Annotated in this window: 16 protein-coding genes; 14 read left to right on the top strand and 2 right to left on the bottom strand. The window is 59.5% G+C overall.

What is annotated here, in order from left to right; genetic code table 11:
* The first annotated feature begins 92 nt into the window (after positions 1 to 92).
* The 10 genes from BOP96_RS01010 (at position 93) to BOP96_RS01055 (ending at position 15,346) form a co-directional block, all read left to right on the top strand.
* Positions 93 to 1,694, top strand: coding sequence for an ABC transporter substrate-binding protein (locus BOP96_RS01010; RefSeq protein ID WP_073451646.1), 1,602 nt, complete (start codon positions 93 to 95; stop codon positions 1,692 to 1,694).
* A gap of 258 nt (positions 1,695 to 1,952) precedes the next feature.
* Positions 1,953 to 3,581 (top strand): ABC transporter substrate-binding protein, encoded by a 1,629-nt coding sequence (locus BOP96_RS01015; protein ID WP_014716900.1) that lies wholly within the window; start codon positions 1,953 to 1,955, stop codon positions 3,579 to 3,581.
* 305 nt (positions 3,582 to 3,886) lie between these two features.
* Entirely contained in the window at positions 3,887 to 5,491 is a 1,605-nt protein-coding gene (locus BOP96_RS01020; RefSeq protein WP_020301279.1) for an ABC transporter substrate-binding protein, read from the top strand.
* A gap of 171 nt (positions 5,492 to 5,662) precedes the next feature.
* Positions 5,663 to 7,057 (top strand): OprD family outer membrane porin, encoded by a 1,395-nt coding sequence (locus BOP96_RS01025; RefSeq protein ID WP_014716898.1) that lies wholly within the window; start codon positions 5,663 to 5,665, stop codon positions 7,055 to 7,057.
* 80 nt (positions 7,058 to 7,137) lie between these two features.
* Positions 7,138 to 8,736, top strand: a complete 1,599-nt coding sequence (locus tag BOP96_RS01030) for an ABC transporter substrate-binding protein (protein ID WP_073451648.1) — start codon at positions 7,138 to 7,140, stop codon at positions 8,734 to 8,736.
* A 76-nt stretch (positions 8,737 to 8,812) separates the two neighbouring features.
* A complete protein-coding gene (locus BOP96_RS01035; protein WP_003171721.1) occupies positions 8,813 to 9,823 on the top strand; it encodes an ABC transporter permease subunit in 1,011 nt (336 codons plus the stop codon).
* Between the two features lie 10 nt (positions 9,824 to 9,833).
* Positions 9,834 to 10,745, top strand: coding sequence for an ABC transporter permease subunit (locus BOP96_RS01040; protein ID WP_003188486.1), 912 nt, complete (start codon positions 9,834 to 9,836; stop codon positions 10,743 to 10,745).
* Between the two features lie 10 nt (positions 10,746 to 10,755).
* A complete protein-coding gene (locus BOP96_RS01045) occupies positions 10,756 to 11,724 on the top strand; it encodes an ABC transporter ATP-binding protein (protein ID WP_014716896.1) in 969 nt (322 codons plus the stop codon).
* Positions 11,724 to 12,695 (top strand): peptide ABC transporter ATP-binding protein, encoded by a 972-nt coding sequence (locus BOP96_RS01050; protein ID WP_014716895.1) that lies wholly within the window; start codon positions 11,724 to 11,726, stop codon positions 12,693 to 12,695. The genes BOP96_RS01045 and BOP96_RS01050 overlap by 1 nt, the downstream gene beginning before the upstream one ends.
* A 392-nt stretch (positions 12,696 to 13,087) precedes the next feature.
* The gene (locus BOP96_RS01055; protein WP_014716894.1) at positions 13,088 to 15,346 is read left to right on the top strand and encodes a TonB-dependent siderophore receptor; all 2,259 of its coding nucleotides are present in this window, start codon (positions 13,088 to 13,090) and stop codon (positions 15,344 to 15,346) included.
* A 73-nt stretch (positions 15,347 to 15,419) separates the two neighbouring features.
* Here the strand turns inward: BOP96_RS01055 and BOP96_RS01060 are convergent, their stop codons facing one another.
* Positions 15,420 to 15,680: a hypothetical protein gene (locus BOP96_RS01060; protein WP_014716893.1), complete on the bottom strand. Its 261-nt coding sequence runs from the start codon at positions 15,678 to 15,680 to the stop codon at positions 15,420 to 15,422.
* 165 nt (positions 15,681 to 15,845) lie between these two features.
* The gene (locus BOP96_RS01065; protein ID WP_003188476.1) at positions 15,846 to 17,429 is read right to left on the bottom strand and encodes a peptide chain release factor 3; all 1,584 of its coding nucleotides are present in this window, start codon (positions 17,427 to 17,429) and stop codon (positions 15,846 to 15,848) included.
* Positions 17,430 to 17,761: 332 nt separating this feature from the next.
* Between BOP96_RS01065 and BOP96_RS01070 the strand changes: the two genes are divergently transcribed.
* From BOP96_RS01070 to BOP96_RS01085, 4 genes are read left to right on the top strand one after another with little or no spacing between them, the layout of a single operon-like run.
* A complete protein-coding gene (locus BOP96_RS01070; protein WP_004372306.1) occupies positions 17,762 to 18,478 on the top strand; it encodes an ABC transporter permease in 717 nt (238 codons plus the stop codon).
* Between the two features lie 19 nt (positions 18,479 to 18,497).
* A complete protein-coding gene (locus BOP96_RS01075; RefSeq protein WP_073451650.1) occupies positions 18,498 to 19,391 on the top strand; it encodes a glycine betaine ABC transporter substrate-binding protein in 894 nt (297 codons plus the stop codon).
* Positions 19,392 to 19,403: 12 nt separating this feature from the next.
* Positions 19,404 to 20,057 carry an ABC transporter permease gene (locus BOP96_RS01080; RefSeq protein WP_003188473.1) on the top strand — a complete coding sequence of 218 codons (654 nt, stop codon included), beginning with the start codon at positions 19,404 to 19,406 and terminating at the stop codon, positions 20,055 to 20,057.
* Complete coding sequence (locus BOP96_RS01085) at positions 20,054 to 21,211, top strand: osmoprotectant ABC transporter ATP-binding protein OsmV (RefSeq protein WP_014716891.1); 1,158 nt, start codon at positions 20,054 to 20,056, stop codon at positions 21,209 to 21,211. Before BOP96_RS01080 ends, BOP96_RS01085 begins: the two co-directional genes overlap by 4 nt.
* Positions 21,212 to 21,262: the final 51 nt, after the last annotated feature.

The following is a 21,262-nucleotide window of genomic DNA, read 5'->3' on the forward strand; positions in this document are numbered from 1 at the left end:
GCCCCTTACCTGAAACACCTGAACGGCGGTAACCTCGGTAACCGCCGTTTTTGTTTGGGCAGCCTAATATGCTTGCCATTTCAGGGGTCTCCATGGAAAGAATCGCCTTCAAACCACTATTGATCGCCGCAAGCCTGCTGGCCTGTATGCCCATGGCCCAGGCCGCCACCACCCTGGTCTATTGCTCCGAAGCCAGTCCCGCCGGCTTCGACCCCAGCCAATACACCAGCGGCACCGATTTTGATGCCTCCGCCGAAACCGTGTTCAACCGCCTGACCCAGTTCAAGCGTGGCGGCACCGAGGTAGAACCTGGTCTGGCGACAAGCTGGGATGTATCGAAGGACGGCCTGACGTACACCTTCCACCTGCGTGACGGGGTCAAGTTCCACACCACCGACCACTTCATCCCGACCCGCAATTTCAACGCCGATGACGTGCTGTTCACCTTCAATCGCTTGCTCGATGCCGACAGCCCGTTTCGCAAGGCCTACCCGTCCGAATCGCCCTACTTCACCGACATGGGTTTGAACACCACGATCAAAAGCGTCGAAAAACTCGACGAGCACACTGTGCGGTTCAACTTGAACACTGTCGATGCTTCGTTCGTGCAAAACCTGGCCATGAGCTTTGCCTCTGTTCAATCGGCCGAATACGCCGCCCAGTTGTTGAAACAAGGCAAGGCCGAGCAGATCAACCAGCAACCGGTCGGTACCGGGCCGTTTGTGTTCAAGCGTTATCAGAAGGACTCGCAGATCCGTTATGTGGCCAATAAACAGTATTGGAAACCCGAGGATGTGAAGCTCGACAACCTGATATTCGCCATCACCCCGGACGCCGCCGCGCGCCTGCAGAAACTCAAGGCAGGCGAATGCCAGGTCAGCGGTTACCCGCGCCCTGCCGATATCGAAATGATGAAGCAAGACCCCAACCTGCGCGTATTGCAACAAGCAGGCTTCAACCTGGGCTTCCTGGCCTATAACGTGACTCACCCGCCGCTGGATCAACTCAAGGTTCGTCAGGCCCTGGACATGGCCATCGACAAGCCCGCCATCATCAAGGCCGTTTACCAGGGCGCCGGACAATTGGCGCAGAACGCACTGCCTCCCGCGCAGTGGTCTTATGACCCCACGATACACGATGCGCCCTACGACCCGACCAAGGCCCGGTTGCTACTAAAAGAAGCAGGGGTTGCACCAGGTACCACCATTAACCTGTGGGCGATGACCGTACAACGCGCCTCGAATCCTAATGCACGGATGTCCGCGCAGATGATTCAACAGGATTGGGCCAAGGTCGGTATCAAGGCCAACATCGTCAGCTATGAGTGGGGCGAGTACATCAAGCGCACCAAAAACGGCGAGCACGATGCAATGATTTATGGCTGGACCGGCGACAACGGCGACCCCGATAACTGGCTAGGCGTGCTCTACAGTTGTGCCGCGGTCAAGGGCAGCAACTATGCCAAATGGTGTAACCCGGCCTACGACAAGTTGGTGCAACAAGCCAAGGTCAGCAGCGACCGCGAGCAGCGCATCAAGTGGTATCAACAGGCCCAGAAAATCCTTAAGGAACAAGTACCTATAACGCCCATTGCAAACTCGACGGTTTTCCAGCCTATGCGCAAGCAAGTGCAGGATTTCAAGATCAGTCCGTTTGGACTGACGCCCTTCTACGGCGTGGGTCTAGATAAGTAACATCAATGCTCCAACCGAGTGCGCTAGACGCCTCGGATGGGCATTTTTGGTGCGCCATTTGCACCGAAAAAACCCTCCAAATAAGCACTTTTGTGTCGAAACTTTCATAATTGCGACATTCCTGTACGTTCGTACCACAGTTTTCCCTTTGCAACCGCTCTGCATCTTGCATTGGGTATGGCGCCTGCATAAGTATCCGCAGGCCGACTCACGAGGTCGCCCTCACCACCAAAAATGACAACAAATCATGAGGCCAACATGCTTAAACACGCAGTCCTTCCGTTATTAGTGAGCGCTGGCCTTATGGCCGCAGCCCCCGTAGCCCTTGCGGCAACTAACCTGGTGTTCTGCTCCGAAGGGAGCCCGGCCGGTTTCGACCCAGGCCAGTACACCACCGGAACAGACTTCGATGCCTCGGCCGAAACCATGTTCAACCGCCTGAGCCAGTTCGAACGTGGCGGCACCGCCGTCGTTCCTGGCCTGGCCACCAGCTGGGACGTTTCCCCGGATGGCCTGACGTACACCTTCCACCTTCGCGAAGGCGTCAAGTTCCATACCACCCCGTACTTCAAGCCTACTCGTGAATTTTCGGCTGACGACGTACTGTTCACCTTCAACCGAATGATCAATAAAGATGATCCGTTCCGTAAGGCCTACCCTACCGAGTTCCCGTACTTCTCGGACATGGAGATGGACAAGAACATCAAGAACATCGAGAAAGTCGATGACCACACCGTCAAGTTCACCCTTGGCACCGTGGACGCGGCGTTTATCCAGAACCTCGCGATGAGCTTTGCATCGATCCAGTCGGCCGAATATGCCGCCCAACTGTTGAAGGAAGGCAAGGCCGCCGACATCAACCAGAAGCCGATCGGCACTGGCCCGTTCGTGTTCAAGAGCTACCAGAAAGACTCCAACATTCGCTTCACCGGCAACAAGGAATACTGGAAGCCTGAAGACGTCAAGATCGATAACCTGATCTTCGCAATCTCCACGGACCCTTCAGTACGCATCCAGAAACTGAAAAAGAACGAGTGCCAGATCACAGCCTATCCTCGCCCGGCCGATATCAAGCCGCTGGAAGCGGACAAGGACATGAAGATGCCGCACCAGGCCGGCTTCAACCTGGGCTACATCGCCTACAACGTGATGCCTGTGCTCAAGGGCCAGACGACGCCAAACCCGCTGGCTGACCTGCGGGTTCGCCAGGCTTTGGACATGTCGGTGAACAAGCAGCAGATCATCGACTCCGTGTACCAGGGCGCTGGGCAATTGGCCGTCAATGCCATGCCACCCACCCAATGGTCGTACGACACTACGATCAAGGACGCCAAGTACGACCCTGCCAAAGCCAAGGAACTGCTCAAGGAGGCTGGCATAAAGGAAGGCACCGAGATCACTCTTTGGGCCATGCCGGTTCAGCGTCCGTACAACCCGAACGCCAAGCTGATGGCCGAGATGCTGCAGAGCGACTGGAAACAGATCGGCCTGAAGGTCAACATCGTCAGCTACGAGTGGGGCGAGTACATCAAGCGTTCCAAAGGTGGCGAGAACCAGGCGATGATCATCGGCTGGAGCGGTGACAATGGTGACCCTGACAACTGGCTGGGCACCCTGTTTTCGTCCCCGGCGTTGAACGGTAACAACTTCTCCAAGTTCGTTAATAAACAGTATGACGACCTGATCAGCCAGGCCAAATCGACCACGGATGTCGCCAAGCGCACCGAACTGTACAAACAGGCGCAACAGCTGCTTAAACGCGAATTGCCTTACACACCTATCGCGCACTCGACGGTGTATCAACCCATGCGTAATACCGTGCAGGACTTCAAGATCAGCCCGTTTGGCTTGAATTCCTTCTACGGCGTTAGCGTCAGCGGCAAGTAAGGACCAATAACGGCGACGTTTCATAACGTCGCCGTTATTCCATCCGCCTGGACCTTAGGAAACAGACTACGTTTGCAAGCGTTGCCGTCTTACAGCAATGAACTGCGACCCGTGCCTCCGTTGCCTACAAGGTCAGTCAGAATTGACGCATTTACTGCAAGGTCAACGCCCCATAAGGTCGTAGGACAGCAGAGGCATCACTCTGGGAAGGGCACTTGCTGTGTGTGGGATCAGTGAGGTCTGCCTGGCTGCACGCCAGCAGGTAGGCTCGCTGTTGATAACTACAAACAAGGACCGGGATCGTCATGCGCCATACCACCGTTGTATCCGCTCTGTTTGCCACCAGCCTGCTGGCCATGGCCACCATGGGCCAAGCCGCCGAGAAAAAGAGCCTGGTGTTCTGCTCCGAAGGCAGCCCGGCAGGGTTTGACACTGCGCAATACACCACCGCTACCGACAACGATGCGGCGGAGCCTTTGTATAACCGTTTGGTGGAGTTCGAAAAAGGCGCGACCGACGTCGTCCCTGGGCTGGCAACCAAGTGGGATATTTCCCCTGATGGCCTGACCTACACCTTCCACCTGCGTGAAGGGGTGAAGTTCCACAGCAACAAAGAATTCAAGCCGACGCGAGACTTCAACGCCGACGACGTGCTGTTCACCTTCAACCGCATGCTTGACCCCGAGCACCCGTTCCGTAAGGCCTACCCCACCGAGTTTCCGTACTTCAACGGGATGAGCCTGAACAAGAACATCGCCAAGGTCGAGAAAACCAGCCCCTACACCGTAGTGATGACGCTGAACACGGTCGACGCAGCGTTCGTGCAGAACATCGCCATGAGCTTTGCCGCGATCCTTTCGGCGGAATACGCCGAGCAGTTGCTCACGCAAGGCCGGCCCAGCGACATCAACCAGAAGCCGATCGGCACTGGCCCCTTCGTGTTCCAGCGTTACCAGAAAGACTCGCAGATCCGCTACGTGGGCAACAAACAGTACTGGGACCCGAGCCGCGTCAAGCTGGACCAACTGATCTTCGCCATCAACACCGACGCCTCGGTGCGCGTGCAGAAGCTCAAGGCCGGCGAATGCCAGGTGACCCTGCATCCACGCCCCGCCGACGTCGAAGCCCTCAAGACCGACCCGAACCTGCAACTGCTGACCAAACCGGGCTTCAACCTGGGCTATATCTCCTACAACGTGCGCCACAAGCCGTTCGATCAGTTGGAAGTACGCCAGGCGCTGGACATGGCGGTGAACAAGCAGAGCATCCTCAATGCTGTGTACCAGGGCGCAGGGCAACTGGCGGTCAACGCCATGCCACCCACGCAGTGGTCCTACGACGACAGCATCAAGGACGCCGCCTACGACCCGGAAAAAGCCAAGCAGTTGCTCAAGGCCGCTGGCGTCAAGGAAGGCACCGAGATCACCCTGTGGGCCATGCCGGTGCAACGCCCGTACAACCCCAACGCCAAGCTGATGGCGGAAATGCTGCAGAACGACTGGGCCAAGATCGGTCTCAAGGTCAAGATCGTCAGCTATGAATGGGGCGAGTACATCAAACGCACCAAGAACGGTGAGCACGATGTCAGCCTGATCGGCTGGACCGGCGACAACGGTGACCCGGACAACTGGCTCGGCACCCTCTACAGCTGCGACGCCATCGGCGGGAACAACTACTCCATGTGGTGCGACCCGGCGTACGACAAGCTGATCAAGCAAGCCAAGGTCGTGACCGACCGTGAACAAAGGACTGTTCTGTACAAACAGGCGCAGCAACTGCTCAAGCAGCAGGTGCCGATCACGCCCATCGCCCACTCGACGGTCAACCAGCCGTTAAGCGCCAAAGTCGAAGGCTTCAAGGTAAGCCCCTTCGGCCGCAACGTGTTCTCGGGCGTCAGCATCAACCCATAAGAAAATAACCGGATGGCGGGGAGCGAAATCAGCTCCCCGGCAAACGTGCAGGCTTTTGTTGGGAATTTTCCTACGCCAAACGTTTGCAATAGCTTGAACAAGTTCCACACCCAATAGCCGGATCACCCAAAAAGACCGGCATTAAAAAAGAGAACCAAAGGAGCTTCACCCATGAAACTGAGCAGCAAAGCGCTTCTGGCCTTGGCCATCAGCAGCATCACGGCCACCGCCTACGCTGAAACGCAAAGCCAGGACTTCGTTCCTACCACCCTGGCCGGCACCAGCGCCCAAAGCGAGGCCAAAGGCTTTATCGAAGATTTCAGCCTGGGCGGCACCACGCGTAACTGGTACTCCCATGAAAGCAAATACCGCGGGGGCACCTTCTCGTACCAGAAACACGGCCAGACCCTGACCGATCGCAACCGTACCAACTGGGTGCAAGGCACCATCCTCAACGCCAGCTCGGGTTTCACCCAGGGCACCGTTGGGGTCAAGACTGAAGTGGCGGTGTACAACGCCCTGGTACTGGACCGCAGCAAGCGTGATATCAAAGGCGGCTCCAACCGTACCCTGGCCGACTCCAACGGTGACGCCGTAGACCAGTGGAGCAAACTGGGCCTGGCCAACGTGCAATTCCGTGTGTCCAACACCACACTGACCGCCGGTCGCCAGAACTTCAGCAGCGGCATCGTCGACACCATCGGCAACCGTGCTCTGCCTTCGAGCTTCCAGGGCGTGAGCTTCAACAGCGAAGAGTTCAGCAACCTGTCGTTCCAGGGCGGCGTGTTCGACCGCGTTTCCCCACGTAGCGAGCAGAGCCTGTCGAAATTCCGTACCGAATACGGCAATGGCGCAGAAACCGACAAAGTGTCGACCCTGGGTGTGAACTACCAGCCGCTGAAAAGCCTGAAGACCAGCTTCTTCGCCGCTAACGTGAAGGACTTCTGGAACCAGTACTACTTCGGCGCCACCCACGAGCTGGGCGACGCGCAGCAGTTGGGCCTGACCACCGGCTTCAACTACTACAAGACTGTCGATGAAGGCAAAAAAGAGATGGGGGAAATCGACAACGATACCTTCTCCCTCTCCCTGGGCCTGACTCACCAGGCACACAGCCTGACCTTTGGCTACCAGCAAGTGAACGGTAACGAGTACTTCGACTACCTGCACGAAACCAACGGTATCTACCTGGCCAACTCCCTGACGTCTGACTTCAACGGCCCGAACGAGAAATCCTTCCAGATCGCCTATGCCATCAACATGGCTGAATACGGCGTACCTGGCCTTAAGTTCAACGCCTACTCGGCACGCGGCTGGGGCATCGATGGTACCCACTACACCGGCAACAATGGCCGGGCCAAGTTTGCCTATGACGGCATCCAGTCCCAGGACGGCGAGAAGCACCAGGAATACGGTGTAGGCGCCTCTTACGCGCTGCAGAGCGGCCCGCTCAAAGCCACCACCGTGCGCGCAACCTATGTTGAGCACCGTGGCAGCGAGTTCCAGTCCGACGGCAGCATCAAAGAGTTCCGTCTGGTTACCACCATCCCGTTCAACATCCTTTAATTAATGCCAGGCAGGCGGCGAGCTCAGGACGAGCTTGCCGCCTACGCTTTTCTGGTTCCATCGATTGCAGAGGGCTCTGAATGAAAATGCTCCCACTACAAGCCGCCATGGCCGCTGCGCTGTTGAGCGTGGCGATCGGCGTTTCGGCCAAACCGCTGGTGGTCTGCACCGAAGCCAGCCCGGAAGGTTTCGACCCGGTCCTGTACACCACTGCCGTGACCGCTGACGCCGCCGCTGAAACCATGTTCAACCGCCTGGTGGACTTCAAGCCCGGCACCACAGAAGTGGTGCCTGCCCTGGCCAAAGACCTGCCGGAAATCAGCGCCGATGGCCTGACCTACACCTTCCACCTGCGTGACGACATCAAGTTCCACACCACCGACTATTTCAAACCCACGCGCAAACTGAATGCCGATGATGTGCTTTGGAGCTTCCAGCGCCAGCTGGACCCGAATCACCCTTGGCATAAAAAGTCCAACGTGGGCTATCCGTACTTCGAAAGCATGGGCTTTAAAGAACTGCTCAAGAGCGTAGAGAAAACCGACGATCACACCGTCGTCTTTACCCTGACCCGTCCTGAAGCCCCGTTCCTGGCCGACCTGGCCATGGCGTTTTCCTCGATTCACTCCGCCGAATATGCCGACCAGTTGCTCAAGTCCGGCAAGACCGATGACCTGAACGCCAAGCCCATCGGCACCGGGCCGTTCATCTTCAACCGCTACGCAAAAGATGCCCAGGTGCGTTTCAAGGCCAACCCGGAGTACTTCCGTGGCAAGCCGCCGGCCGACCCGCTTATTCTGGCAATCACCACCGATAGCAATGTGCGCCTGCAAAAGCTCAAGGCCAACGAATGCCAGATCGCGCTGTATCCCAAGCCCGATGATGTACCCAGCGCCAAGGCTGATCCCAACCTGAAAGTGGCGGAACTAGCGGCGATGACCACCAGCTACACCGCCATGAATACCACCCACAAGTACATGAGCGATGCGCGGGTACGTCACGCGATCAATATTGCCTTCGATAAAAAGGGCTACAACGAATCGCTGTACGGCAAAGGCAACGCCGTCGATGCCACCGGGCCGTACCCGCCGACCCTGCTGGGCTTCAGTGACAAGCTGAAAAACCCAGTTCGCGACTTGGACAAGGCGCGCGCCCTGCTCAAGGAAGCCGGCGTACCGGAAGGCACCGAGTTCACCCTGTTTACCCGTAACGGCGGCGGCCCGACCAACCCCAACCCGATGCTCGGCGCCCAGCGCATGCAGGCGGATCTGGCCCAGATTGGCCTGAAGGTCAATATCAAGGTCATGGAGTGGGGCGAAATGCTCAAGCGCGCTAAAGCCGGCGAACACGACATGGTTTCTGCAGGCTGGGCCGGGGATAACGGCGACCCGGATAACTTCCTCACCCCTAACCTGAGTTGCGACGCAGCGAAAAACGGCGAAAACTACGCCCGCTGGTGTAACAAAGAGTTTCAAGACTTGATCGACAAGGCCCGCGCCGACGCTGAACCCGCCGAACGCGCCGCACTCTATGAACAAGCTTTGGCCGTTTTCGAGAAGGACCAACCGTGGATCCCCATGGCCTACCCGAAAATGTTTACCGCCATGCGCAAGAACGTCGAGGGTTATACCCAAAGCCCTCTGACTACCAATAACTTCGCCACCACCCAGGTGAAGTAAATAAGAAAAACGCTCGGCACCGTCGACACTGACGGTGCCGGACCTGCCTAACCGGCTGATTGAGGTACACACCAAGATGTTTAGTTTTATTGCCCGCCGACTGGGGTTATTGATCCCCACGTTCTTCGGCATCACGTTGCTGACCTTTGCGTTGATTCGCATGATTCCAGGCGACCCCGTAGAAGTCATGATGGGCGAGCGACGGGTTGACCCCGAAATGCACGCCCAGGCAATGGAGCGCCTTGGCCTTAACAAGCCGCTGTATGCGCAATACCTGGATTACGTCGGCAAGCTCGCCCAGGGCGACCTTGGCGAATCGTTGCGCACTCGCACCAGCGTGTGGACCGAGTTCACCGCCCTCTTCCCCGCGACCCTGGAACTGTCCATGGCCGCGCTGTTGTTCGCCGGTATTCTGGGCCTGTTGGCCGGGGTGATCGCGGCACTCAAACGAGGATCCCTGTTCGACCACGGGGTGATGGGCATCTCCCTGGCGGGATATTCGATGCCGATCTTCTGGTGGGGCCTGATCCTGATCATGTTCTTCTCGGTGAGCCTGGGCTGGACCCCGGTGTCCGGGCGTATCGACCTGCTCTACGACATCGAGCCACGCACCGGCTTCATGCTGATCGACACCCTGCTGGCCGACGAGCCGGACGCGTTCTGGGATGCGTTGCACCACCTGATCCTGCCAGCCATCGTACTCGGCACCATCCCGCTGGCGGTGATCGCGCGCATGACCCGTTCGTCGATGCTCGAAGTGCTGCGTGAGGACTACATCCGTACCGCCAAGGCCAAGGGCCTGTCGCCGGCGCGCGTGGTGTTCGTGCACGGCCTGCGTAACGCGCTGATCCCGGTGCTCACTGTGGTCGGCCTGCAAGTCGGCACGCTGCTGGCCGGTGCGGTACTGACCGAAACCATCTTCTCGTGGCCCGGCATCGGCAAATGGCTGATCGAAGCCATTGGCGCGCGGGACTACCCGGTGGTGCAAAACGGCATTCTGCTGATCGCCTGCCTGGTGATCCTGGTGAACTTCGTGGTGGATATCCTCTACGGCTTCGCCAACCCACGCATCCGTCACCAGCGCTGAGATCATGACCATGACCACACCTACTCAAGTGTCAGCAGTCGATCAGAGCCTGCTGTACCCGTCCCCGTACAAAGAATTCTGGCAAGCCTTCTCCAAGAACAAAGGCGCGGTTGCCGGCCTGCTGTTCATGTTGCTGATCGTGTTCTGCGCGATCTTCGCCCCGTGGGTTGCGCCGCATAACCCCAGCGAGCAATACCGCGACTTCCTGCTCACGCCACCGGCCTGGCTGGAAGGCGGGCAGATGCAGTTCCTGCTGGGCACCGACGAACTGGGCCGTGACTTGCTCTCGCGCCTGATCCAGGGCTCGCGCCTGTCGTTGCTGATCGGTTTATCGTCGGTGGTGATGTCGCTGATCCCGGGCATCCTGCTGGGCCTGTTCGCTGGGTTCTTCCCGCGCTTGCTCGGCCCGACCATCATGCGCTTGATGGACATCATGCTGGCCCTGCCATCGCTGCTGCTGGCCGTGGCGATTGTGGCCATCCTCGGCCCTGGCCTGATCAACACCGTGATCGCCATCGCCATCGTGTCGTTGCCATCCTATGTGCGCCTGACCCGCGCCGCCGTGATGGGCGAACTGAACCGCGACTACGTGACTGCCGCCCGCCTCGCCGGCGCCGGCCTGCCACGCCTGATGTTCATCACCGTGCTGCCTAACTGCATGGCGCCGCTGATCGTACAAGCGACCTTGAGCTTTTCCTCGGCGATTCTCGATGCCGCGGCCCTGGGCTTCCTCGGCCTTGGCGTACAACCGCCAACCCCTGAGTGGGGCACCATGCTGGCTTCGGCCCGCGACTACATCGAACGCGCCTGGTGGGTGGTGAGCCTGCCTGGCTTGACCATTTTGCTCAGCGTGCTGGCAATCAACTTGATGGGTGACGGCCTGCGCGATGCGCTGGACCCGAAACTCAAGAACGCCGCCTGAGGAGATTCCCATGTCATTGTTAGAAATCAAGAATCTCAACGTGCGCTTCGGCGACAAGACCGCCGTGCCGGTGGTCGATGGCCTCGACATTTCCGTCGACAAGGGCGAAGTACTGGCGATCGTTGGCGAGTCGGGCTCGGGTAAATCCGTGACCATGATGGCGCTGATGGGCCTGATCGAACATCCCGGCATCGTCACCGCCGATGCCCTGAACTTCGACGGCAAGGACATGCTCAAGCTGAGCAACCGCCAGCGCCGTCAGATCGTCGGCAAAGACCTGGCGATGGTGTTCCAGGACCCGATGACCGCGTTGAACCCCAGCTACACCGTGGGTTTCCAGATCGAAGAAGTGCTGCGCCTGCATTTGAAAATGTCCGGCAAACAAGCACGCAAACGCGCCATTGAGCTGTTGGAAAAAGTCGAGATCCCGGGCGCCGCCAGCCGTATGGACGCTTACCCGCATCAACTGTCCGGCGGTATGAGCCAGCGCGTGGCAATCGCCATGGCCATTGCCGGCGAGCCCAAACTGCTGATCGCCGATGAACCGACCACTGCGCTGGACGTGACCATCCAGGCGCAGATCATGGAATTGCTGCTGGCCCTGCAAAAAGAGCAGAACATGGGCCTGGTGCTGATCACTCATGACCTCGCGGTAGTGGCTGAAACCGCCCAGCGCGTTTGCGTAATGTACGCAGGTCAGGCAGTGGAAGTCGGCCAGGTGCCGCAGCTGTTCGACATTCCGGCACACCCGTACAGCGAAGCGTTGCTCAAGGCGATTCCCGAGCACAGCCTGGGTGCCACGCGCCTGGCCACGCTGCCGGGCATCGTGCCGGGCCGCTATGACCGTCCGCAGGGTTGCCTGCTGTCGCCGCGCTGCCCGTATGTGCAGGACTCCTGCCGCGCCCAGCGGCCGGGCCTCGATCCGAAAAGCAACAGCCTTGCCCGCTGCTTCTACCCGTTGAACCAGGAGGTGGCGTAATGGCCGTCGTACTTACCGCCCGCGACCTCACCCGTCACTACGAAGTGTCCCGTGGCCTCTTCAAAGGCCACGCCACCGTGCGTGCTCTTAATGGTGTGTCTTTTGAGCTGGAAGCCGGCAAGACCCTCGCCGTGGTAGGCGAGTCGGGCTGTGGCAAATCCACCCTGGCCCGCGCCCTGACGCTGATTGAAGAGCCCTCGTCGGGCTCGTTGAAAATCGCCGGGCAAGAAGTGGCCGGCGCCAACAAGGCTCAGCGCAAGCAATTGCGCAAAGACGTGCAGATGGTGTTCCAGAGCCCCTATGCCTCGTTGAACCCTCGCCAGAAAGTCGGCGATCAACTGGCCGAACCGCTGCTGATCAACACCCACCTGTCCGCTGCCGAGCGCCGCGAAAAAGTGCAGGCGATGATGAAGCAAGTGGGCCTGCGCCCTGAGCATTATCAGCGCTACCCGCACATGTTCTCCGGTGGTCAGCGCCAGCGTATCGCCCTGGCTCGGGCAATGATGCTGCAACCCAAGGTGCTGGTGGCGGACGAACCGACCTCGGCGCTGGACGTGTCGATCCAGGCACAGGTGCTTAACCTGTTCATGGATTTGCAGCAGGAATTCAACACCGCCTACGTGTTCATTTCCCACAACCTGGCGGTGGTACAGCACGTAGCTGACGATGTGATGGTGATGTACCTCGGCCGCCCGGTTGAGGTGGGCCCCAAGGAAGACATCTACGCACGCCCGCTGCACCCTTACACCCAGGCGCTGCTGTCGGCCACGCCGACCATTCACCCGGACCCGAGCAAGCCAAAGATCAAGATCGTCGGCGAACTGCCCAACCCACTGAACCCGCCGCCGGGTTGCGCGTTCCACAAGCGCTGCCCGTATGCGACCGAGCGCTGCAGCAGTGAGGAGCCGCTGTTGCGGCCGTTGGATAACCGGCAGGTGGCTTGTCACTACGCGGAGCAATTCGTGGCCTGAAGCAACATTGTTTCCCTCTGTGGGAGCGGGCTTGCTCGCGAATGCGTGGGTTCAGCTACAGATGGGTTGCTGACACACCGTCTTCGCGAGCAAGCCCGCCCCACAGGGGTAATGCGTAATATCGAGTTCCATCGCCCTTCCCGCCAGATTGCGCATCAGTCTGGCTGGAGGGGCTTTTTTTTGCGCGGTTGTAACAAAAAACATACCGTTTGAACCCATGCCAAAAGCCCTGAAAACATTGAGCCAGAGCGTTTCGAAAAGTGTATAGATTGTAAATGCAATTTACTTCTGTTTGAGAATCAATACCATTACGACGCACGGAGAGCGCTGGATGCACGACAAAAATTCAGACGCCTCTCGTTCAATCGCCCCTCCTAAAGGACTTTGTGGACATGTCGTCTCAATTCAGGCTCAGCCATCTCTCGCTGGCGTTTATCGCTACCCTTTCGTCACCCGCGCTGCTGGCGCAGAGTGTGGAAAAAGAGCGCGATAAAGTGCCGATCCAAGCGACAGACCTGCCGGTGGATGGCACGCCCCAAGCCCTGGTGCTGGGCGAAACGCGTGTATTGGGCACCGCTGCCGAAGAACTCAAGCAGGCGCCCGGTGTGTCGATCATCACCGCCGAAGACATCAAGAAACGCCCGCCCACCAACGACCTGTCGGAGATCATCCGCCGCGAGCCGGGCGTGAACCTGACCGGCAACAGTTCCAGCGGCAGCCGTGGCAACAACCGCCAAATCGACCTGCGCGGCATGGGCCCGGAAAACACCCTGATCCTGATCGATGGCAAGCCGTCCACCTCCCGCAACGCCGTGCGTTATGGCTGGAGCGGCGACCGCGATACCCGTGGCGAAACCAATTGGGTGCCGGCCGAAGAAGTCGAACGCATTGAAATCCTGCGCGGCCCGGCCGCCGCCCGTTATGGCTCCGGTGCCATGGGCGGTGTCATCAACATCATCACCAAACGCCCCACCGACCAACTGCACGGCTCGCTGACCGCCTACACCGCCTTCCCCGAAAACGATGCCGAAGGCGCGAGCAAACGCACCAACTTCAACCTCAGCGGCCCGTTGACCGACACCCTGGCGTTCCGCGTCTATGGCGGCCTGAACAAGACCGACGCCGATGACGCCGACATCAACCGCGCAGCACAGGCGACCCCAGACTCGCTGGTGGCCGGCCGCGAAGGCGTGCGCAATAAAGACGTGAACGGCTTGCTGAGCTGGCAGTTCACCCCCGAGCAAACCCTCGACCTGGAAGCCAGCTACAGCCGCCAGGGCAATATTTTCGCCGGCGATACCATGCTCAACGGCGGTGGCGCGTTCGTGGAAAGCCTGGTGGGCAAGGAAACCAGTGTGATTCAGCGCAGCAGCTTTTCTGCCACGCACCGCGGCGAGTTCGACTGGGGCTCGACCCTGGCTTCGCTAACCCACGACCTGACCCGCAACGAACGCCTCAATGAAGGCCTGGCCGGTTCTGGCGAGGGTGCGCCGTCTGCCAGCGCAGGCCGTTTCGAGTCGCGCTTGCGCAACACTCGGGCCACCGCCGAGGTCAACCTGCCCCTGAGCGTCGGTGCCGAACAGGTGCTGACCCTGGGCAGCGAGTACCTCTACGAGTCGATGAACGACCCAGGCTCGTTGCGCCCGCAAAGCTATGACCCAGGCACCGGCGGCATCCCCGCCATCCCGGGCGTGAGCCGCAACAGCACCAAGACCACCGCCTCGAGCTACGCCTTGTTTGCCGAGGACAACATCGAGCTAGGCAGCAAGACTGTCATCACGCCTGGCTTGCGCTTCGACGACCATGAGGAATACGGCGGCAACTGGAGCCCCAGCTTCAACGCCTCGCACCAGTTGACCGATGAATTGAGCATCAAGGGTGGCATCGCCCGCGCCTATAAAACACCCAACCTGTACCAGTCCAACCCGAACTATTTGCTGTACAGCCGTGGCAATGGCTGCAACGCCAGCGAAGCCAACATGGGCGGTTGCTACCTGGTGGGTAATCGCGACCTGAAGCCGGAAATCAGCGTCAACAAGGAAATCGGCCTGGCTTTCGACAAGGGCACCTGGCGTACCAGTGCGACGTACTTCCGTAATGACTACAAGAACAAGATCAACGCCAGTAACGAGGCGGCCTTCCGCCTGGGCAACGGTCGCCGCGTGCTGGAGTGGGAAAACAGCGGGCCCGCCTTGGTGCAGGGCGTTGAAGGCAACCTGTTCATCAGCCTGCGCGATGATCTGGACTTGAATACCAACCTGACCTACATGATCGACTCCAAGGACAAGGACACCGGCGAGCCCTTGAGCATCATCCCCAAGTACACCGTCAACACCACGCTGGATTGGCAAGCCACTGACAAGCTGTCATTCCAGGTCAGCGGCACCTATTACGGCAAACAAGAAGCACCGACGCTCAACTCACGCAGCGCCAGCAGTTACGAGCGCAGCGCCCAGCAGGACGTCGACCCGTACGGGTTGATGGGCCTGAGCAGCGGCTACGAATTCAGCAAAAACCTGAGCGTACGCGTGGGCATCAACAACCTCCTGGACAAGCGCCTGTCTCGCAAAGGTAACGCCGACGACGCCGGTGCCCAGACCTACAATGAACCGGGCCGCGCTTACTTCGCGTCGGTGACTACATCGTTCTAAGGCATTGTTTGAGGTCTGAAAAGCGCCTCCCACCAGCTATAGGCTGGCGGGAGGCGCTTTCTTTCTAGCGAGCCTACGTTTGGCTATCGCCTTCGTCTGCGTCTGCGTCGTCGCTGTCGGGCTCGTCGGTAGTAGAGTCATCATCACCCTCGCTGCCGCCCTGGCCCTGATCGCCTGGTTCGGCTTCGGACTTGGCCAACTGCAAGTGCGATGCCTGACCACTGGTCACCACCGCTGCGCTCGGTACCGGGTTATGCGCCCAGGCCGTCGACATCCCCAACGACAACAGCACCAGCACTTTCATCAACAGCACTACGCGTTGAAAAATACTCATGGTCGATTCCGTCCAGTCAGTAAATGGGCTCCGCACGGCAGTCATTAACTGCCACCAGCGTTTACGCTAGTCGCGATGCCGGATTACCGCCAATCCCCAGCCTTTAGGAGGTCAAAATGTGGGAGGGGGCTTGCCCCCTCCCACATTCTCTGAACCGCTCAGACCTTAGTGGTGTTCGCGGGTCGCGCGGAACTTCACATCCGGCCAGCGCTCTTCCATCAACGCCAGGTTCACCCGCGTCGGCGCCAGGTAGGTCAGGTGACCACCGCCGTCGATTGCCAGGTTTTCCACGGCCTTGTTGGAGAACTCTTCCAACTTCTTCTTATCGCTGCAATCAATCCAGCGCGCCGAATACACGGTGATCGGCTCATACGAACACTCAACCTTGTATTCCTCTTTCAAGCGGCTGGCGACCACATCGAACTGCAGCACACCCACGGCGCCGAGGATGATGTCGTTGCTGCGCTCGGGGAAGAACACCTGGGTGGCGCCCTCTTCGGCCAATTGCTGCAAGCCTTGGCGCAGTTGCTTGGACTTGAGCGGGTCACGCAGGCGCACGCGGCGGAACAGTTCCGGGGCGAAATGCGGAATGCCGGTGAAGCCCAGGGCTTCGCCTTCGGTAAAGGTGTCGCCGATCTGGATGGTGCCGTGGTTGTGCAGGCCGATGATGTCGCCGGCAAACGCCTCTTCCAGCTGTTCACGCTCGGAGGAGAAGAACGTCAGGGCGTCGCCGATGCGTACGTCCTTGCCGGTGCGCACGTGGCGCATCTTCATGCCTTTTTCGTACTTGCCGGAGCAGATGCGCATAAAGGCGATACGGTCGCGGTGTTTCGGGTCCATGTTCGCCTGGATCTTGAACACGAAGCCGGTGAATTTCTCTTCCACCGGTTCCACGGTGCGCTCGTTGGCAACGCGGGCCAGGGGCTTTGGCGCCCAGTCCACGACGGCGTCGAGCACGTGGTCGACGCCGAAGTTGCCCAGGGCGGTACCGAAGAACACCGGGGTCAACTGGCCGTCGAGGAACTCCTGCTGGTTGAACTCATGGCAGGCGCCCTGCACCAGTTCCAGTTGGTCGACGAAACGGTCGTACTCGTCACCCAAGTGGGCGCGGGCTTCGTCGGAGTCTAACTTTTCAATGATCTTGGTTTCGGTGCGTTCATGGCCGTGGCCGGCGGTGTAGACAATGATGTAGTCGTCGGCCAGGTGGTACACGCCCTTGAAGTCGCGGTAGCAACCAATCGGCCAGGTGATCGGCGCGGCCTTGATCTTCAGGACGGCTTCGATTTCATCCAGCAGCTCGATGGGGTCGCGGATATCGCGGTCGAGTTTGTTGATGAAACTGACAATCGGCGTATCACGCAGACGGCACACGTCCATCAGCGCGATGGTACGTGGCTCGACGCCTTTACCGCCGTCGAGGACCATCAGCGCCGAGTCCACCGCGGTGAGGGTGCGGTAGGTATCTTCGGAGAAGTCTTCGTGCCCCGGGGTGTCGAGCAGGTTGATCATATGCTCGCGATACGGGAACTGCATGACCGACGTGGTAATGGAAATACCCCGTTGTTTTTCCATTTCCATCCAGTCGGAGGTGGCATGGCGGTCGGATTTGCGCGATTTCACCGTGCCGGCCACCGCGATCGCCTTGCCCATCAGCAACAGCTTTTCGGTGATGGTGGTCTTACCGGCATCGGGGTGGGAAATAATGGCGAAAGTGCGGCGTTTCGCGACTTCGGCGGCCTGGTGGGTCATGGGAAATCGCCTGGCAGGTGAGTCAAAAAAGGGCGGCGAGTATAGCGCAAACGCGAGGGTACGGACCACCGTTGAGCCCATTGGGGGTGGCTAAATGCGCCCAAGTGTGGAACCTTTTAAAAGGTCGAGACGTCCACTCCCCTGCTATCGCACTCGGAACAGGGGCTGAAATATCAGCAAGTTAGCCTGACGAGGCTGCGCTCATGGCTCGATCGCATACTGCATTGCCAGTATCGGCGAGTTGCTTTTCGCGAACTCATTCAGAGGCAGCCAGGAATGGCAGTGCCGCCGGAAAATGTGTTCGCCGACAAAAGAAAAAAAGGAGTCCGCCTGTGGCTATTCGCTATGGCAAAGGGCTGATAGGAGGCGCGGTTGTCGTCGCGCTCCTGGCCCTGCTGGTCCACTGGATCGGCATCAACACGATCGAACTGTACCGCGACGATTTGTTGTTTTACCTGCAAGCTCACCTGATTCTCGTCCTAGTCTCCATGCTGGCAGCCCTGATTGTGGGCATCCCCGCCGGTATCCTGCTCAGCCGACCCAACATGGTCGGGCGCGCAGAACGTTTCATGCAGATCTTCAACATCGGCAACACCGTCCCTCCCCTGGCCGTACTGGCCATCGCCCTCGGCGTCCTCGGCATCGGCAGCGGCCCGGCCATCTTCGCGCTGTTCCTTGCCTCGCTCCTGCCCATCGTACGCAACACCTACGAAGGCCTGAAAAACGTTCAGGGCTCCCTCAAGGAAGCCGCCACCGGCATCGGCATGACGCCGCGCCAGGTGCTGTTTCGCGTGGAGCTGCCCAACGCCGTGCCGATCATCATCGGCGGTGTGCGCGTGGCCCTGGCGATCAACGTCGGTACCGCACCGCTGGCGTTCCTGATTGGCGCCAACAGCCTCGGCAGCCTGATCTTCCCCGGCATCGCCCTGAACAACCAGCCGCAACTGTTGCTCGGCGCCGCCTGCACCGCGCTGCTGGCATTGCTGCTTGATGGCCTGGTGACCATGGCCAGCCGCCTCTGGCTGGAACGCGGGTTACGCCCGTCTTAAGCCCGGTAAAGGAATTCACATGAAAAAACTGAGCTTGATATTAGGCTGCGTCCTGCTGCTTGCAGGTATTGCGCAAGCCGCCGAAAAACCCGTGATCCGCATCGGCGCCCGGGTGTTCACCGAGCAGACCCTGCTCGCCGAAATCACTTCCCAATACCTGCGCACCAAGGGCTACGACGCCCGCGTGACCGGCGGCCTGGGCAGCAACCTGGCGCGCAGTGCCCAGGAAAGCGGGCAACTGGACCTGATATGGGAATACACCGGCGTGTCGCTGGTGGCCTACAACCATATCGACGAGAAACTCGACAGCGAGCAGTCCTACGCTCGGGTCAAAGAACTCGATGGGAAAAAAGGCCTGGTCTGGCTATCGCCGTCGCGCTTTAGCAACACCTATGCCCTGGCGCTGCCGGAGAAAGTCGCCCAGGAACATCCCGAAATCAACAGCATCAACGACCTCACCAACGCCATGGCCGAGAACACCAAAGAGCACCGTCTGGTCGCCCTGGACACCGAGTTCGCCAACCGCTCCGATGGCCTGGCCGGCATGGTCAAGCTGTACGACATGAACCTGACACGCGAGAACACCCGGCAAATGGACGCGGGCCTGGTCTACACCGCCCTGCGTAATGGCCAGGTGTTTGCCGGACTGGTCTACACCACCGACGGGCGCCTCAACGCCTTTAAGTTGAAGCTGCTCGAAGACGACAAGCACTACTTCCCGGATTACACCGCAGCCCCGGTGATCCGCAAGGAGTACCTCGACAAACACCCGCAACTGGCCGCCGAACTCAAGCCTTTGGCCCACCTGTTCGACGACGAAACCATGCGCCAGCTCAATGCACGGGTCGACGTCGACCATGAAAGCCCGTCCGCCGTTGCCGCCGATTTCCTGCGCCAACATCCAATCAACTAAAAAGGAGAAGACATGGAATTTTTGAACGCCTTTTCCCATCTTGATTGGGCCCAGGTCCTGCACCTGACCTGGCAGCACATCACCCTGGTCGGCATCGCAGTGATCCTCGCGATCTTCATCGGCGTGCCCCTGGGCATTCTGATGACGCGCTTCCCGACCCTGGCCGGCCCGTTGCAAGCCAGCGCCACAGTGTTGCTGACCGTGCCATCCATCGCGCTGTTCGGCCTGCTGCTGCCGTTCTACTCCAAGTTCGGCCAGGGCCTGGGGCCAATGCCGGCGATCACCGCCGTGTTCCTTTACTCCCTGCTGCCAATCATGCGTAACACCTACCTGGCCCTCACCGGCGTTGAGCCAGGCATTCGCGAAGCCGCACGCGGCATCGGCATGACCTTCGGCCAGCGCCTGCGCATGGTCGAACTGCCGATTGCGGTGCCGGTGATTCTCGCTGGCGTGCGTACCGCCGTGGTGATGAATATCGGTGTGATGACCATCGCCGCCACCATCGGTGCCGGTGGCCTGGGTGTACTTATTCTGGCTTCCATCAGCCGCAGCGATATGTCGATGCTGATCGTCGGCGCCGTGCTGGTCAGTCTCCTGGCCATCTTCGCCGACCTGCTTCTGCAATGGCTGCAACGCTCGCTGACTCCAAAAGGATTGCTCAAATGATCGAACTTCAAAACCTGTCCAAGACTTTTCAAAGCAACGGCAAGACCGTCACCGCCGTCAACGATGTAAGCCTGACCGTCAACGAAGGCGAAATTTGCGTATTCCTGGGGCCCTCGGGCTGCGGCAAGAGCACCACGCTGAAGATGATCAACCGCCTGATCAAGCCCTCCTCGGGCAAGATCCTGATCAACGGCGAAGACACCACCGACCTCGACGAGGTGACCCTGCGTCGCAACATCGGCTACGTGATCCAGCAGATCGGCCTGTTCCCCAACATGACCATCGAAGAGAACATCGTGGTGGTGCCCAAGCTGCTCGGCTGGGACAAGCAAAAATGCCACGACCGCGCCCGCGAATTGATGAGCATGATCAAGCTGGAGCCCAAGCAGTACCTGCATCGCTACCCGCGTGAATTGTCGGGTGGGCAGCAACAGCGCATCGGAGTGATCCGCGCCCTGGCGGCGGATGCGCCGCTGCTACTGATGGACGAGCCGTTCGGCGCGGTCGACCCGATCAACCGCGAGATGATCCAGAACGAATTCTTCGAGATGCAGCGCGCGCTGAACAAGACCGTGATCATGGTCAGCCATGACATCGACGAAGCCATCAAGCTGGGTGACAAGATCGCCATCTTCCGCGCCGGCAAGCTGCTGCAGATCGACCACCCGGACACGCTGCTGGCGCACCCGGCCGACGAGTTCGTCAGCAATTTCGTGGGCCAGGACAGCACCCTCAAGCGCCTGCTGCTGGTAAAAGCCGAAGACGCGGCGGACAACGCCCCGTCGGTGAGCCCGGAAACACCCGTGGCCGATGCGCTGGAATTGATGGACGAGCACGACCGCCGCTATGTGGTGGTCACCTGTTCGGAGAACAAGGCGCTGGGCTACGTACGCCGCCGCGACCTGCACCGCCAGGCCGGCACCTGCGGCCAGTACCTGCGCGAGTTCAACGCCACGGCGGCGTACGACGAGCATTTGCGCATCCTGCTGTCGCGCATGTACGAGTTCAACCGCTCGTGGTTGCCGGTGATGGATGCCGAGCGCGTGTTCCTGGGTGAAGTGACCCAGGAGTCGATTGCCGAGTACCTGAGTTCCGGTAAATCCCGTGGCGGCAAGACCAGCATTGTCTCGCCTGCCGAAACTGCTTTGGCTTGATAGATCGCTATCGCAGGCAAGCCAGCTCCCACAGGGGAATGCATTCCAGCA

The organism is Pseudomonas sp. FSL W5-0203 (genome assembly GCF_001896155.1).
Lineage (GTDB): Bacteria > Pseudomonadota > Gammaproteobacteria > Pseudomonadales > Pseudomonadaceae > Aquipseudomonas > Aquipseudomonas paracarnis.

Bases quoted from the DNA above. Each gene is read 5' to 3' on its own strand.
- BOP96_RS01075 (WP_073451650.1), top strand. From the start codon at position 18,498: ATGAAAAAACTGAGCTTGATATTAGGCTGCGTCCTGCTGCTTGCAGGT.
- BOP96_RS01010 (WP_073451646.1), top strand. From the start codon at position 93: ATGGAAAGAATCGCCTTCAAACCACTATTGATCGCCGCAAGCCTGCTG.
- BOP96_RS01015 (WP_014716900.1), top strand. From the start codon at position 1,953: ATGCTTAAACACGCAGTCCTTCCGTTATTAGTGAGCGCTGGCCTTATG.
- BOP96_RS01060 (WP_014716893.1), bottom strand. From the start codon at position 15,680: ATGAGTATTTTTCAACGCGTAGTGCTGTTGATGAAAGTGCTGGTGCTG.
- BOP96_RS01040 (WP_003188486.1), top strand. From the start codon at position 9,834: ATGACCACACCTACTCAAGTGTCAGCAGTCGATCAGAGCCTGCTGTAC.
- BOP96_RS01065 (WP_003188476.1), bottom strand. From the start codon at position 17,429: ATGACCCACCAGGCCGCCGAAGTCGCGAAACGCCGCACTTTCGCCATT.
- BOP96_RS01020 (WP_020301279.1), top strand. From the start codon at position 3,887: ATGCGCCATACCACCGTTGTATCCGCTCTGTTTGCCACCAGCCTGCTG.
- BOP96_RS01030 (WP_073451648.1), top strand. From the start codon at position 7,138: ATGAAAATGCTCCCACTACAAGCCGCCATGGCCGCTGCGCTGTTGAGC.
- BOP96_RS01045 (WP_014716896.1), top strand. From the start codon at position 10,756: ATGTCATTGTTAGAAATCAAGAATCTCAACGTGCGCTTCGGCGACAAG.
- BOP96_RS01050 (WP_014716895.1), top strand. From the start codon at position 11,724: ATGGCCGTCGTACTTACCGCCCGCGACCTCACCCGTCACTACGAAGTG.
- BOP96_RS01035 (WP_003171721.1), top strand. From the start codon at position 8,813: ATGTTTAGTTTTATTGCCCGCCGACTGGGGTTATTGATCCCCACGTTC.
- BOP96_RS01085 (WP_014716891.1), top strand. From the start codon at position 20,054: ATGATCGAACTTCAAAACCTGTCCAAGACTTTTCAAAGCAACGGCAAG.
- BOP96_RS01025 (WP_014716898.1), top strand. From the start codon at position 5,663: ATGAAACTGAGCAGCAAAGCGCTTCTGGCCTTGGCCATCAGCAGCATC.
- BOP96_RS01055 (WP_014716894.1), top strand. From the start codon at position 13,088: ATGTCGTCTCAATTCAGGCTCAGCCATCTCTCGCTGGCGTTTATCGCT.
- BOP96_RS01080 (WP_003188473.1), top strand. From the start codon at position 19,404: ATGGAATTTTTGAACGCCTTTTCCCATCTTGATTGGGCCCAGGTCCTG.